This is a genomic window from Peptoniphilus sp. HMSC075B08, from assembly GCF_001815405.1.
GTDB lineage: Bacteria > Bacillota > Clostridia > Tissierellales > Peptoniphilaceae > Peptoniphilus_A > Peptoniphilus_A harei.
In genome coordinates this window covers 29,161-43,472 of sequence record NZ_KV820456.1, presented here as the reverse complement: position 1 = coordinate 43,472, position 14,312 = coordinate 29,161, and the positions used below count along the sequence as shown (strand labels likewise).

The 14,312-nt window shown below is 34.6% G+C and carries 13 protein-coding genes; 3 read left to right on the top strand and 10 right to left on the bottom strand.

Features of this window, described 5'->3' with window-relative positions:
• Positions 1-338: 338 nt before the first annotated feature.
• The 3 genes from bioB to HMPREF3023_RS06370 all read right to left on the bottom strand — a co-directional run bounded on the left by bioB (position 339) and on the right by HMPREF3023_RS06370 (position 3,040).
• A complete protein-coding gene (gene bioB, locus HMPREF3023_RS06380) occupies positions 339-1,304 on the bottom strand; it encodes a biotin synthase BioB (protein ID WP_070701853.1) in 966 nt (321 codons plus the stop codon).
• A 62-nt stretch (positions 1,305-1,366) separates the two neighbouring features.
• Positions 1,367-2,008, bottom strand: coding sequence for a tRNA (guanosine(46)-N7)-methyltransferase TrmB (gene trmB, locus HMPREF3023_RS06375; RefSeq protein ID WP_070701851.1), 642 nt, complete (start codon positions 2,006-2,008; stop codon positions 1,367-1,369).
• 291 nt (positions 2,009-2,299) lie between these two features.
• Positions 2,300-3,040, bottom strand: coding sequence for a DNA/RNA non-specific endonuclease (locus HMPREF3023_RS06370; RefSeq protein ID WP_070701849.1), 741 nt, complete (start codon positions 3,038-3,040; stop codon positions 2,300-2,302).
• A gap of 233 nt (positions 3,041-3,273) precedes the next feature.
• Here HMPREF3023_RS06370 and HMPREF3023_RS06365 point away from each other — a divergent pair, with 233 nt between their 5' ends.
• The gene (locus HMPREF3023_RS06365; RefSeq protein ID WP_070701847.1) at positions 3,274-4,644 is read left to right on the top strand and encodes a Na+/H+ antiporter NhaC family protein; all 1,371 of its coding nucleotides are present in this window, start codon (positions 3,274-3,276) and stop codon (positions 4,642-4,644) included.
• A 133-nt stretch (positions 4,645-4,777) separates the two neighbouring features.
• Here the strand turns inward: HMPREF3023_RS06365 and HMPREF3023_RS06360 are convergent, their stop codons facing one another.
• The gene (locus HMPREF3023_RS06360; protein ID WP_070701845.1) at positions 4,778-6,040 is read right to left on the bottom strand and encodes a hypothetical protein; all 1,263 of its coding nucleotides are present in this window, start codon (positions 6,038-6,040) and stop codon (positions 4,778-4,780) included.
• Between the two features lie 290 nt (positions 6,041-6,330).
• Here HMPREF3023_RS06360 and HMPREF3023_RS06355 point away from each other — a divergent pair, with 290 nt between their 5' ends.
• Positions 6,331-7,686, top strand: a complete 1,356-nt coding sequence (locus tag HMPREF3023_RS06355) for an MATE family efflux transporter (protein WP_070701843.1) — start codon at positions 6,331-6,333, stop codon at positions 7,684-7,686.
• A 72-nt stretch (positions 7,687-7,758) separates the two neighbouring features.
• Here the strand turns inward: HMPREF3023_RS06355 and trxB are convergent, their stop codons facing one another.
• Positions 7,759-8,712, bottom strand: a complete 954-nt coding sequence (gene trxB / locus HMPREF3023_RS06350) for a thioredoxin-disulfide reductase (protein ID WP_070701841.1) — start codon at positions 8,710-8,712, stop codon at positions 7,759-7,761.
• 66 nt (positions 8,713-8,778) lie between these two features.
• On the opposite strand from trxB, the gene HMPREF3023_RS06345 reads away from it, so the two are divergent.
• Positions 8,779-9,666, top strand: a complete 888-nt coding sequence (locus HMPREF3023_RS06345) for a DUF2207 family protein (RefSeq protein ID WP_070701839.1) — start codon at positions 8,779-8,781, stop codon at positions 9,664-9,666.
• A 52-nt stretch (positions 9,667-9,718) separates the two neighbouring features.
• Here HMPREF3023_RS06345 and HMPREF3023_RS06340 read toward each other — a convergent pair whose 3' ends face one another.
• From HMPREF3023_RS06340 to murB, 5 genes are read right to left on the bottom strand one after another with little or no spacing between them, the layout of a single operon-like run.
• Positions 9,719-10,240, bottom strand: a complete 522-nt coding sequence (locus tag HMPREF3023_RS06340) for a HutD family protein (protein WP_070701837.1) — start codon at positions 10,238-10,240, stop codon at positions 9,719-9,721.
• Positions 10,241-11,257 carry a type 2 isopentenyl-diphosphate Delta-isomerase gene (gene fni / locus HMPREF3023_RS06335; RefSeq protein WP_070701835.1) on the bottom strand — a complete coding sequence of 339 codons (1,017 nt, stop codon included), beginning with the start codon at positions 11,255-11,257 and terminating at the stop codon, positions 10,241-10,243.
• A 47-nt stretch (positions 11,258-11,304) separates the two neighbouring features.
• The gene (yvcK, locus tag HMPREF3023_RS06330; protein ID WP_070701833.1) at positions 11,305-12,273 is read right to left on the bottom strand and encodes a gluconeogenesis factor YvcK family protein; all 969 of its coding nucleotides are present in this window, start codon (positions 12,271-12,273) and stop codon (positions 11,305-11,307) included.
• Positions 12,258-13,124: an RNase adapter RapZ gene (rapZ, locus tag HMPREF3023_RS06325; RefSeq protein ID WP_070701831.1), complete on the bottom strand. Its 867-nt coding sequence runs from the start codon at positions 13,122-13,124 to the stop codon at positions 12,258-12,260. The genes yvcK and rapZ overlap by 16 nt, the downstream gene beginning before the upstream one ends.
• A 22-nt stretch (positions 13,125-13,146) precedes the next feature.
• The gene (gene murB / locus HMPREF3023_RS06320) at positions 13,147-14,040 is read right to left on the bottom strand and encodes a UDP-N-acetylmuramate dehydrogenase (protein ID WP_070701829.1); all 894 of its coding nucleotides are present in this window, start codon (positions 14,038-14,040) and stop codon (positions 13,147-13,149) included.
• Positions 14,041-14,312 lie beyond the last annotated feature (272 nt).

Here is a 14,312-nt window from a genome sequence, read left to right as displayed (position 1 = left end):
ATCACGAATTGTTTATCTATCTTCACACTATTTAATTATCATGTTTCATGCGCTACTTTTTTGAAGTAGCTTGTTTATTATACTACCGTGTTTTTTCTTTGTCAAGTATTTTTTACAATTTATTTAAATTGTTTTTACTTGAAACTCGGTAATATTTTTTGCTGTCTTAAGTGACAACTTCTATATATTAGCACCTAGAAAATCATCTGTCAACTGTTTTTTTTATTTTTTTAAATCTTTTTTTCTAAAAAATAACAGCTGCATTTCTTACAGCTGTTTTATATTACTATTTATATTTTCCTTTGTCAAGCAGTTTATAAAAACTTTTTAAAATTAATTTACACTGCCTTTACTTGATAGTCTAAATCCTTAATTCTCTTCATATCATCTTCTATACTTATGCCCTTTGTTGTAAGAAGTACTCCCGATATAGCTGCATTGGCACCAGACTTAAATGCTGATTCACCAAATTCTTCCATTAGTGATCTTCCACCAGCTAATCTTATTAGGGCCTTAGGCATAATAAATCTAAAGGTCGCACAAGTCCTATTTACTTCTTCCATTGGCAGTGGTTCATTATTTTCTAAGGGAGTGTTCTTAATAGGATTTAATAGATTAATAGGTACTGAGTGTACATCTAGGTCCCTTAACTGTAGTGCCATGTCAATTCTATCTTTGAAGTCTTCTCCTAATCCTATGAGTCCTCCTGAGCAAATTTCCATTCCTGCTTCTTGAGCTGCCTTTATTGTTTCTATCTTTTGATCGTAAGTATGTGTCGTGCAAATTTCTGGGAAGAAGTTTCTTGATGTTTCAAGATTGTTGTGGATTCTTGTTATACCAGCCGCCTTTAATTTTTCAAAGGATTCTTCTGATATTATTCCTCCTGAAATACACACCTTTATTCCCGGTGCTTGTTCATATATCTTTCTCGTAATGCTACAAATCTTATCTATGTCTCTTGGTGTGAGTCCCTTTCCACTTGCTACCATTGAGTATCTTGGAATTCCCCTATTGTATTTATCTAGGGCATCCTTTACTATTACGTCTTCATCTAGAAGATCGTATTCTTTTACATTTGTATGATAGTGACCTGATTGGGCACAAAATTTACAGTTTTCTGAACACTTACCACTTTTGGCATTTATAATAGTACAAACATCAAAGTCATTGCCACAGAAATATTCTCTAAGTTCATCTGCAGCCTTTGTTAGTTCATCGTAGTCGCTATTATAAACTTCTATTGCTTCTTCTCTTGTTATTACGTAACCATTTTTTATTTTTTCTTTTAATTTATTTATGTCCATATCTTCAACTCCTGAAATTCATTATATATTTCAGGAGTTTCATTGTCAATTTATTTTAAATTTTAGTTAACGTAATGTTCAAAGACTCCAAACTTTATTTTTTCTCCCAGTCCTCTAAACTTGCTTTCGTATTCTGTCACAATGTTTTGTGGATATTCTTCAAGCTTCATGTCAAATTCTTTTACAAGTGTAGAGAAGCCTTGATCTTTAAAGTAATCTAAGCTTTCTTCAAATAATTCTAAATCATCTGTCTTAAAATAAATTTGTGATTTTGGTTTTAATATTAGCTTGTATTTTTCTAAAAATCTTGGGTAAGTCAACCTTCTCTTCTTATGTCTTAACTTTGGCCAAGGGTTACAGAAGTTTATATAGATCCTGTCTAGTTCATCTTCATCAAAGTAGTCTAAGATGTTTTCAGCATTTATTGGCATTGCCCTAACATTGGTAAGCTCTTCGTCTAATATTTTTCTTGTTGCATAAATAAGTGCATTAGTTTCAATATCTACCATTATATAATTTATATTTTTATTTAATTTAGCTGACTCGATGGTAAAAGTTCCCTTGCCAGCACCAATTTCTAAATATATTGGATTGTCGTTGCCAAAGACCTCTTTCCACTTCCCCTTATTCTCTTGTCCATTAAAAAATACATAAGGATTTTCAGCCATTTCAGGTATTGCAAAATGTTTTTTTCTAAGTCTCATTTTCATTCTCCTTTTTGTCCTATGGAATTATAACATAAGCTATCTTAGTGTCAACAAGATTTGTATTTTCTTTTAAGTATTTTCAAATTCTTAACAATAAAAAAGTCGACCTCTTTAGCCGACTCTCTCCTATAAGAATATTTCTTTCTATATAATAATGAATTTATATTTTTCATCTACTTCGCAAAAATTTATGACTTCATAATCATTATCTAGTTAACAAAAAACTATGACTTCATATTTTTTTATTAACTAACAAAAATTTATAACTTTCCTAAAATCTCTAAGTCATCACTTCTTTTTAGCGATCCTAGTCCTTCCAGTCTTGTAATCTATGTCTACGCCTTCTTCAATATTTTTTGCAAAGACCCTGAAGTTAATTTTCTTGCCGCCATCTTCAATGCTATAGGCTTCCATAATAACTCCCCTTGCCACAAGTTCGTCATCTACAAAAACTGGAGTCACTCTATACCTTACCTTCTTGCCAGTATCCTTTATGTAAGAAGCAACAGCATTTTCAAAAGGAAGCATACCTCTAGTGTTAAAGGACCTTGTCCCCGTCATTAGATTGTTCCAATTGTCATTCTCCCCAGTCATCTGATAGGCAATGAGGTGGCACCTGTTATAGACTGCACCACCGTCAACAAAGTCATAAAACTTTTGATGCCAACCGGAAGGATATACTTTCGATATATCGCCCCTTGGTTCTTTAGGCATTGACTCACGACTTAAGAGTGCATCAGCAGGCCCAACCCTATTTAAGTGATCTAGGTTTGAATAGTGAGCGAAGTCTGGACCCATCTTTAAATCCTCTTCAGTGAAATTAGGCGGATTTTTATCTATCTCATAGTAGATGCTTGATTCATTGACCTCGTAGGGGTTATCAAATATTGATAAAAATCTTTCTAGTTTATTTAAGTATGGTCCATTGTAGTTTACGTCAAAGTCCTGAAGTTGCTCTTGTCCAAATAAAAATCCAATTAGGGTAAGGACTAGGGCTCCTATGACTTTAAAGTTTTTATTTTTCTTCAATAATATTGTCCCCTCTCTAAATTAAATTTTTTTAATTTAAATATGCTGTCAAATTTTACAGTATTTTTCATTATATATGATAAAGTCAATTTAAAAAAGTTAATGAGAGGCCAGAAATCTTAAAAATGCTTAAAAATAGGACAAAAGACTTCACAAAAATTTTTTTTAATAATATAATATCCTTGCTTTATTTATAATTATTATGTATTTTACATAAAATATTAGGAGGAAAAATGGAAAATCAAAATAATAAACCTGGGCCAAGTTTGGCAGCTCTCCTTCCCTTTCTTGTCTTTGTACTAGTTTACATGGCTACGGGAATCGTCTTAAACCACCTAGGCGTTGAAATGGCATTTTACCAAGTGCCAGCCCCAGTATGTATCTTGCCAGCAATTATACTTGCCTTCATTATGTTTGAGGGAAGTGTCGACGACAAGTTTAACGACTTCGTAAGAGGTTGCGGCGACGAAAATATTATTATAATGTGCCTCATCTACATATTGGCTGGCGCTTTTGCAACAGTCTCTAAGGAATCAGGAGGAGTCGACTCAGTTGTTAACTTTGCCCTATCAGTTATTCCCCTTCAATTTATAACAGGTGGAATCTTCTTAATTGGCTGTTTCATTTCTATATCAACAGGAACTTCTGTAGGTACAATCTCTACAGTTGGCCCAATTGCAGTTGGGCTTGCTCAAAAGGGAAACCTTCCACTAGCCCTAGTCTTGGGTTCTCTTGTTGGAGGAGCAATGTTTGGAGACAACCTATCAGTTATTTCTGACACAACAATTGCTGCAACAAGAACTCAAAATGTAGATATGAAGGACAAGTTTAAGGCAAACATAAGGATGGCCCTTCCTGCAGCTATTATTACCTTTGTAATTTTATTGGTAGTTGGAAAACCAGAAGCCCTTCCTACATTAGAAGACCGTCCTTATAATCCGATCCTAATCATCCCTTACTTATTTGTTCTCATATCCGCTATAGCAGGCATGAATGTATTTTTAGTTTTAACAAGTGGGATAATTTTATCAGGAGTAATTGGGATAGCAACAGGTGCCCTTGACCTAATGACCTTTGCCCAAAATATTTTCACAGGCTTCTCTGGTATGTTTGAAATATTTTTATTATCCATGCTAACTGGTGGACTTTCCTATATGGTTTCCAAAAATGGAGGAATAGAGTGGCTAGTCCAAAAGATAAGGAGCTTTGCAAGAGGACAAAAATCCGCAGAAGTTTCCATCGCCCTTCTCACAGCCTTAACAGATGCTGCAACAGCCAACAACACAGTTGCAATAATAATTGACGGACCAGTTGCAAAGGAAATCTCAAATGATTTTAAAATTGACCCAAGAAGATCAGCTGCACTTTTGGATACCTTCTCTTGTGTTATGCAGGGGATAATCCCTTACGGTGCACAAATCCTAATAGCAGCAGGACTTACAAAAGAACTTGGTGCCGGCGCAGTTTCGCCAATGGAAATAATCCCCTTCTTGTGGTACCAAGGAATACTTGCAATCTTAGCAATTGCATCTATCTTTATTAGATATGCAGACCCAAGTGGCGATTGGGACTTTGAAAAAGATGAATTAAAGGAAGAAAATTAACTATTTGAAAACTTTTAATCTATATAAATAATTAAATTACAAGTTGAGATAAAAAATCCCCAGACACAAGCCTGGGGATTTTTTTACAAATTTTTATTGAGTTCACTGTGTCTTATATGTGTTAAGACATAATTCAATCTAACGATTTCAAATCCCTTTCACTTACCCACCACTCTTTATTCGGATCAGTCTTTATCCACCACCTTTCTTCATAAAATATATAGTCGTAAACGGTTACTACATCATCTTTTATCCAGTAACCAACTACTTTACCTTCTAAGTAAGGCTCTTTTCTAATGTTTGCCTTTTCACCAGTAACTATAAGTTCTTGTCCCTTTACATAAGGTGATTCTTGACTAGAGTTATATTCATCTATTCTTTCCATCTCTTCAAGTTCTTCTTCACTAGGTACATATTCCATAGGTTCACCATCATTAGCTTCAAATTCATCTGGTTTAGCAGAATTAGGATTATCTAGGTATTCTTCATCTTTATCAGCATCAGCATATCTTTCATAAAGAGCTTCACCCAATTCTTTTTTATTTGAATTGTCACCATAAATTAGATTATTTTTATAAGCTTCCATAAATTGTGAATCTTCTTCCTTTTTATTGAAGTCTATATTATCTAATTCAAACTCATCATCTTTAAATGGAATGTTTCTATTGTATGCAAAATCAAAAACTTCGTTAAAGTCAAAATTATATTGATCTCTATATTCGTCTAACTTATTGTATGTAACATAATTTCCAGAAACTTCAGCAACTTTAGTTCCTTCTAAGATAGCTTCAATCGTAAGGTCTTTATTATATTTATCTGTAAATCTTTGTGATACAGTAAGCAAAGATTTTACAAAACTATCAAAATAGCCTATGTATGGACTTTTACCAGTAGCAAAATATTCAAGAAGAGTTATAGCATCATCTTCACTAATTCCTAGTTGTTTAACCAAATCGACTCTAGCTTGATAATCTTCGTTAAGATTATAATGATAATACCTCACCATTTTAGCTATGAAGCTACGTCTAGCTTCGGGGTCGTTTAATCCTTTGTAAGCTAACTCTTTTGTCTTTGTTAACGCTTTAGGACTAGATTTATAAAAAACAGAATATCCAAAAAAATAAGGGGTAGCATAGAAATCAGGATTAAATTTTAAAGCACCTGCAAGTCCATTGTTGAGATAGTAATTTAATAAGTTTGTGGTTTCTTGATTAGCTGAATACAAAGAAATTTTATTTTCTTTAACATTATATTCCACCGTGAAATTGCTATATTCATTTTTAATGTATTCAATATCCTCTTCACTTAGAGTTGGTTTATTAAAAAACGAATTAGCATTACTACAACCAAACAGAAACAAACAGCAAAAACTTAGCACAATTAATATTTTCTTCATTTAACCATCTCCACTAAAAATTAGTTCACTTTCAAGTATTACTACATATTTATAGTCATCTTTGACAAATGAAAATGACCACAAAGATTTTAAATTATGTTCTTAAATTTTATCGAACAAAAAAATAAAGTTCCTTAAGATTATTTTATCATATTAAAAGCTTTCTTTATGAAATTTAAAAACTAAATCATAAGTACATTTAAACACTTTTTTGTAATTTTTTCCTATTTAAAGTACAATATTATTTATTGTTAATTAAGTATTTGTATCAAAATTTAGGATGATTTAAATTGAAAGCTAAATCTATATCAAATGTCGAAAAAAATTTAATGACTTCGGGATCTATTTGGAAGACTATTCTTTTATTTTCCCTTCCCCTAATTCTTGGAAATCTTCTCCAACAAACCTACAACACAATCGACTCCATGATTGTTGGAAATTATGTGGGGAGTAACGCCTTGGCAGCTGTTGGGTCAAGTACCCATCTTATTAATCTCTTAATTTCTTTTAGCCAGGGGATTGCCGTAGGTTGCGGAGTTCTAGTTTCGCAATCCATGGGTGGGTCAAATCAAAAGAATATGAGACTTGCCGTGCACACATCTCTTGCTCTTGCAGTTGCCTTTGGACTTTTAATTTCCATAATGGGCTATATCTTTGCACCCTGGCTCCTAAAAAAAATGGATACACCAGCTGAGGTTATGGGAGAGTCAATTGCTTATCTTAGGTTTTTTTCCTTTGGACTTGTCTTTAATATTATTTACAACATGGAGGCAGGAATCTTAAATGCTGTGGGAAATTCTAAGAGGTCTCTTCTCTATCTTGGGATTGCTTCTTTTACAAATGTGGTCTTAGACTTTTTACTTATTAAAAGATTTGGAATGGGAGTTAAGGGAGCTGCTATTGCTACTAATATTAGCCAGGCCCTTTCAGCCCTTCTTGCCCTCTTGTTCTTAATTAGGGTTCCAGATATTTACAAGGTTCATCTTTCTAGAATAAGAATACATAAGGACATGGCCTTAAATATTTTAAAGGTTGGGGTTCCAACTGCAATTCAAAACACAGTTATTTCTCTTTCCAATGTAATAATGCAATCCTCTGTCAACGTCTTTGGCGCCTTGCCAATGGCAGGTTTTGGTGCCTTTGTAAAGATTGATGGTTTTAACATCTTACCTGTCTTAAGTCTTAGCATGGCAATCACAACCTTTGTTGGGCAAAACTACGGTGCAGGTCAAATTGAAAGAATTAAAAAGGGTATGTGGACCACTCTTGCCATGACAGTTTTTTATACAATCATAAGTGGGACTCTTCTTTATAATTTTGCACCAAAATTAATTGGTCTCTTTACAAATGATGTAAGGGTTATCGAGGCCGGTGTTCTTGCCAGCAGGTTCTTCTGTCCCTTCTACTTCTTGCTTGCAATTATGCATTCACTTGCCGGCACAGTGAGGGGAACTGGAAAAACAATTCCGCCTATGATAATTCTTATCTTGTCACTTTGTATCTTTAGGATTGTGGCAGCAAAATTTGTAATTCCACACTATAACACAATAGAAAATGTCTATAGACTTTATCCCATCTCCTGGATTATTGGGGTCATCTTAATGGTTGCCTACACCATGAAATCAGACTGGCTTGGTGAAAAATAAAACTTCATAAAAATAAAAGCATTGATTGAATCTTCTCAACCAATGCTTTTTTCTTGCTTAAATATTTTTAATTTATTTATTTTCTTTGAAACCTTCGTAAAGATTTCCTTCTAATTCGTCAACATATTTTTGGGCATTCATGGCTGCAACTGCACCATCGCCTGCTGCGTTTACAACTTGACGAACTGTCTTCTTCCTAATGTCTCCAGCTGCAAAAACTCCTGGCACATTAGTCCTCATTTCTTCGTCGGTCTTGATATACCTGTCATCTGTAAGTTCAACCTTGCCTTCAAACATTTCTGTGCTTGGGATATAACCAATGAAGACAAAAATTCCAAAAGGATCATCGGACTTGATTGACCTATCTTCTCCTGTCTTTGTGTCGTGTAAGATCATTTCATTTACAATCTTATCGCCCTTGATTTCCTTAACAGTTGTATTCCAGATAAAATCAATCTTGTCGTTGTTAAAGGCTTGTTCTTGAAGAACCTTTGAAGCTCTAAGCTCATCTCTTCTGTGAATAATGTAAACTTTCTTTGCAAAGTTTGTGATGAAAAGTGCTTCTTGAACAGCAGAGTCACCGCCACCAACTACATAAACAACTTCATCTTCATAGAAAGCTGCGTCACAAGTTGAACAATAGCTTACACCACGGCCCTTGTATTCCTTTTCTCCAGGTGCACCAATTTCCCTTGGAGATGCTCCTGTTGCAATAATAACAGACTTAGCTTCATAAGAATCTACATAGCCCTTGATTTTTTTTACTTCTCCATCAAGATCCATGTCTTCAACTTGGTCCATGACAATTTCTGCGCCAAACTTCTTAGCTTGGTCTGCCATTTTTTTACCAAGTTCAACACCATCTATTGAATCAATGCCTGGATAGTTTTCTACTTGAGTAGTTTCAGCGATTTGGCCGCCTTCAATTCCCTTTTCTATGATTAAAGTTTTCTTTTTACTTCTTGCTGCATAAAGACCTGCAGTTAAACCTGCTGGACCTCCACCAATTATTATAATATCGTACATTCTATCCCTCCAATTCTTATTATACCCAAAAATATATTTTTGTATATAATATAGATAGGTGATTAAATGGAATTAAAAATGAATTTTTCAACGACATACTTTTTGCTAATAAATATTTTGGTCTTTGGGCTAGCTTTTTTGATGTATTATCTCTTAAAGAAGAAGGGATCCAAGACTTATGACAACAAGGTAGACTTAAATTATTATGAGAAAGCCTACATATATAAGGGCCCAAACTTTATCTACAACTCAATAATAGCTATTATCCTAAGAGCTCATGCCTCTGGAAATATTAAAATAGAAAAAAATTACTACAAGACAAAAAAGGGCCAAGATAAGGTAGAATTTATTTTAAAAAACTTAAATGTCTCTGGACTGGATAAAGGAGAAAGAAAACTTTTTGAGATACTCTTTTCCCTTGGAGACGGCGAATCAATTTCTACAAGGCAAATGGACAGAATGAGAAGGACAGAAGCAGATAATTACAACAAGAAGTTCAATGACTTCATCTACTTTTTAGAAGATGAGATGGTGGCAAAAAAACTCTTCACAAGAGAAAAAAATACCCTAAAGATCTTTCTCTCCTTTGTAGTTTTTTCAATTTTATTTTTTGTGGGAATAGTGACAGTTTACAACGAAAGATTTTTTGGCATAGCAAGTATTGTGGCCTCCCTTTTCTTTTACACATCACTAATAACCACTTTCTCCAAGATGACAGACCTTGGCAACAAAAAATTTAGAGAACTAGAAAAAGTAGAAGAAGAATTAAAAGCTGGAAGAGGAACAAGTGAAGATGACCTCCTGCTTGCCCTTGGCCTTGGACTTAAGTACGAAAATATAAAAAATATTTATGAAAAACTGGGTGATGAAGTCTACGAAATTTATCTCGATGAGGACTTTTATAAGACCTTTAAGACAGCCCTAGTGGGAGACCATCTCTTAGTTAGAAATTGAATAAAATTTGCATTAAAAAAACTGTGATTTTACTCACAGTTTCTTTTTTTATTTAAAATTCGCAAATTATTATTTTTCCCTGGCCTTCTATTTGCACTTTTTCTTCTTCAAGATAGATAGCTGAGAATTTTTCAAAGTCCTTACCCTCAACTTTTAGGTCTGAATCATAATTAAAGATTACTGCCCTTTTGTCTGCCTTAAATTCAAGATTGTTTATGTTTAGGGAAAACATCTTGGCATCTTGTCCCTTTTTATAAATCAAGTTGAAGTCTCTAACGTCTCCTGATGATTTTGTTGAGTCATCTCCATCAAAAAATAATACTTCAAAGGGATCTAATGTAAATTTATTCCCATCACTTTCAATATTCATCACATTGTCAATTGGTGTGATGTACCTATAAAAGCCTGTGTAAGGTGTATAGACTGATTCTTTGTCATTGCAAGTTGCTGTTGAAATCCTAAAGTCAAAGTTTTTTTCACCAACACTTGCATCTTCTGGATAGATAAAAACTTCTGTTGTTACACCTGCAGACCATTTTGAATCTTTAAATTCTTCTTTTTTTATAAATTTCATTTAGTCCTCCAATAATTCTCTAAGCTTTCCTGTCACCTTGTAATCAACTTTTTGAAGTTCAGAAATATTTTTTACTCCATTTAACATCATTAGCATCTTAGTCTTTTCCATTAGACCGTCAATATATTTTAAGGTGTATTCGTATCCACCACGAACTATATAGGAAAGAATTTCGCCACTAATAGCTGTCATGTCCGCTCCAAGGCAGATACTCTTCACTATATCCAAAGAAGTTTTTATTCCACCTGATCCTATTAAATACATGTCATCATAATTAAGCTTCTTTGCTTCAATTAAACTTAGGGCAGTTGGTATTCCCCAAGAAAAAAGGTCTGATATATCTGCATTAGGTTCTCTTAGGTTTTCAATCTCGAAAAAGTTTGAGCCACCGTAGCCAGATATGTCCACATATTTAACGCCAACTTCGTGAAGTTTCTTCACTGTCTTTTGCGACATTCCAAAGCCAACTTCTTTTACTATTACAGGGACTTCAGATTTTTTTACAATCTTCTCTATATTATTTAAGATTCCACAAAAGTTTCTCTCGCCTTCAACTTGAACAAGTTCTTGGGCTGGGTTTAAGTGGATTTGGATTGCATCTGCCTTTAAGAGGTCAACTGCTAGTTTTGCATCTTCAACGCTAGAGAAACCAGATAAGTTTGAGATGACAATTCCATCTTTTATGATTTCTCTTACAATTTCAAAGGACTTTCTTGAATCTTCATCTTCTAGGGCAATGGTTTGTGATCCAACTGCCATGGGAAGGTCGTACTCCACTGCAACATTTGCAAGAGATCTATTTATTTCCTCTGAAAGATTTGAGCCACCAGTCATGGCGTTAATCATAAGTGGAAACTTTACTTTTTTATCTAAAAAATTAACACTTGTATCAATTTCATCATAATTTATCTCTGGAAGAGAGTCATTATACAAAAAGATATCAGAAAAAAGTGGGTCGCCAACATAGGTTGAGCGAAGGAAATTTTCTATATGTTCTGTCTTTCTATATTTCCTCATTACATCCTCCTTTATAACAAATAAATAATATCATCTTTAAATTTTTTTTACAAGAAAGGACTTTCAAAAATGCTGGCCCCAATCTTATCTCCATCATGTCTTATAAAGCCATCTTTGATTTCTATGAATTCCCCTTCTGTTAGCCTTACATTTTTATCTTTAAAATATTTTCTGTCTTCTTCTGTGGAAAAGATGGGTCTTGATTCATCCTTATTGTAATAATTTTGGTAAATCTCTTCTGTTGCCCTTAGGTCATTGGCTATGACCTCATCAATAAATTCATAGTTTGAATGTTTTAATATGGCCTCGAAGTGGTCCTTCAAAGAATAGTCTTTTGTCTCTCCCTTTTGAGTCATGGCATTGGCAATATAAATCACCCTGGCCTTGGTATCTCTTAGGGCTTCATTGATTCCTCCTACCAAAAAGTTGGGCATAATCGAAGTATAAAGAGATCCTGGCCCAATAATGACAACATCAGATGATAAAATCGCTTTCACAGCTTCATCATTTGCCTTTGGATAGTGGGGAATCATAGACATTTTTTCAATTTTCGTGTTCAACCTATAACACATTTTTGGGATATAGGACTCTCCCACAACCTTATCCTTAGACGCAAACTCTGCTACAAGATGAGTTTCATCAAGGGTCACGGGAATTACCTTGCCTGTCACATTAAAAACACTGGACATTTCAAGTAGAGCCTTGTCAAAGGACCCAAAAATATCTGTCAGGGCAGCAATTAAAATATTTCCCACATTTTGATCCTTTAAGGATCCCGACTTAAACCTATAATTCAACAAGTCCCTCATAGTCTTGTCGGTGTTGGAAAGAGCAATGAGACATCTTCTCACATCTCCTGGTGGAAGAATATTTAGTTCCTGCCTTAATATTCCACTTCCTCCACCGTCATCAGACATGGAGACAACAGCCGAAATATCCTCGCTATAATCTTTTAGTCCACGCAAAATAGTGGAGATACCTGTACCTCCACCTAGGACCACTATCTTTTTTTCCATAAATTTTTCTCCATATCCCTGTGAGTTACATAGGTAGACTTGTATTCATCCTTTAGGAGTCTTCCTATCTCCTCAGCTATAGCAACAGACCTGTGAAAACCTCCAGTGCAACCAATCCCAATTGTAAGGACTCTCTTTTGCTCTGCCATATAATTTGGTATCAAAAACTTCAAGAGGTCAATAGTCTTATCAATAAATTCTTTAGTAACATCCCACTTCATTACATAGGACTTCACTTCTTCAGTCTTTCCATTTAAGTCCTTAAGTTCTTTAATATAAAAAGGATTCGGCAAAAATCTCACATCAAAAACAAGGTCAGCATCTCTTAAGATGCCAGACTTAAAGCCAAAACTTGAAACCTCAATGGCAAAGTTGTCCTTTTCATCATAGGACACAAAGGCCATTAATTGCTTTCTCAAATTTTTCGTAGAAAGTCCTGTAGTGTCAATGACAAAATCAGCGCTGTCTTTGATTTTTGAAAGAGTTGCTTCCTCAAAATTATAACCATCGACAATGGATCTGTTCATTGGGTGGGGTCTTCTCAACTCCTTGTACCTTGCAATAATAGTTTCCATATCGGCATAGAGGAACAAGAGCCTGATTTTTAAATTCATCCCTTTTAACTCTTCATAAGCAGAATAAAAATCGTTAAAAAGCTCCCCACTCCTCATGTCTACAACAGCAGCCACCTTTTCAAAGTTTTTGCTCTTTGCATCAAGGGCAATGTTGCAAAACTTTGGCAAAAGGGCTGGTGCTAGATTATCCATGGCATAATAGCCAAGGTCTTCAAAGACATCTAGGGCATAGGACTTGCCCGATCCACTCATTCCCGTAATAATTATAATTTCCATTTCATCACCAACTTAAAGACTCCTAGTCACCAATAATTTTAACTTCTCTCTCCAAAGTAACGTCAAACTTATCGTGAACGACTTTTTGTACAATTTCTATAGTTTCAAGTATATCTTGGGCAGCAGCCTTATTCTTGTTTACAACAAATCCGCAGTGCTTTTGACTAATTCCTGCTCCCTTATGAGTAAAGCCCCTTAGGCCCGAATCATCAATTAGCTTTCCAGCGAAATAACCTGTAGGTCTTTTGAAGGTAGATCCAGCAGAAGGCATATCAAGAGGTTGCTTGTCAGCTCTTCTTTGGTCAAAGTCTTCATACTTCTTCCTAATCTCATCCTTGTTTCCATCTTCAAGAGAAAAAGTTGCACCAAGTACAATTAAGTCTCTCTCTTGGACTAGAGAATGCCTGTAGGCAAAATTCATCTCATCTCCAGGAACTTCAATAACCTCTAGGTTTTCATCGAGTAGTCTTACACTCTTACAAACATTTTTAATTTCGCCATCATAGGCACCTGCATTCATAACAATAGCACCACCAAGAGAACCAGGTATTCCGTGAGCGAACTCAAGACCAGTAAGAGAATTTTCCATGGCAAACTCACTAATTTTTTTCATGCTGGCACCCGTTCCTGCAAAAATTTCCTTGTCAGAAACTTTTTTCACATCATTTAATTTATTTTTTAACTTTATAATAATCCCGTCAAAACCCTTGTCCTTGACAATAATATTAGTACAGTTTCCAAGAATATAATACTTGTAATTATTTTTTCTAATAGATTTTAAAATTTCTATAAGAGCCTCTTCATCATTGGGTTTAATGAGAAGCTTAGCAGGACCACCAACACAAAAAGAAGTGTGGTTCTTCATTGGCTCATCATAGAAAAAATCTCCCAAATTTTCATTTATATCAAATAACATAAAACACCTCAATTAAATACTAAGACAATTATATCATTGAAAGAGGAGAAAGGAAAAAGAGAATTGGTATCCTCTTTTAGATCTTCAAAAAAGCTTAGTAAAAATTTTTAAAAGCTGACGCTTTTATAATTGCTCTTGGAGCTGGTGCAAAACCCATTCGGCACACAGGGGGCATCGTGAAGTAGATGATTAAAGACTTCGTCTTTAGGAATCTTTCTAAAGCCTAGGGCTTTGATTCTTCTCTTGGAGGGGACTTAGGGCGTTTCGATTCG

Bases quoted from the DNA above. Each gene is read 5' to 3' on its own strand.
- bioB (WP_070701853.1), bottom strand. From the start codon at position 1,304: ATGGACATAAATAAATTAAAAGAAAAAATAAAAAATGGTTACGTAATA.
- trmB (WP_070701851.1), bottom strand. From the start codon at position 2,008: ATGAGACTTAGAAAAAAACATTTTGCAATACCTGAAATGGCTGAAAAT.
- HMPREF3023_RS06365 (WP_070701847.1), top strand. From the start codon at position 3,274: ATGGAAAATCAAAATAATAAACCTGGGCCAAGTTTGGCAGCTCTCCTT.
- HMPREF3023_RS06360 (WP_070701845.1), bottom strand. From the start codon at position 6,040: ATGAAGAAAATATTAATTGTGCTAAGTTTTTGCTGTTTGTTTCTGTTT.
- trxB (WP_070701841.1), bottom strand. From the start codon at position 8,712: ATGTACGATATTATAATAATTGGTGGAGGTCCAGCAGGTTTAACTGCA.
- HMPREF3023_RS06345 (WP_070701839.1), top strand. From the start codon at position 8,779: ATGGAATTAAAAATGAATTTTTCAACGACATACTTTTTGCTAATAAAT.
- HMPREF3023_RS06340 (WP_070701837.1), bottom strand. From the start codon at position 10,240: ATGAAATTTATAAAAAAAGAAGAATTTAAAGATTCAAAATGGTCTGCA.
- fni (WP_070701835.1), bottom strand. From the start codon at position 11,257: ATGAGGAAATATAGAAAGACAGAACATATAGAAAATTTCCTTCGCTCA.
- yvcK (WP_070701833.1), bottom strand. From the start codon at position 12,273: ATGGAAAAAAAGATAGTGGTCCTAGGTGGAGGTACAGGTATCTCCACT.
- rapZ (WP_070701831.1), bottom strand. From the start codon at position 13,124: ATGGAAATTATAATTATTACGGGAATGAGTGGATCGGGCAAGTCCTAT.
- murB (WP_070701829.1), bottom strand. From the start codon at position 14,040: ATGTTATTTGATATAAATGAAAATTTGGGAGATTTTTTCTATGATGAG.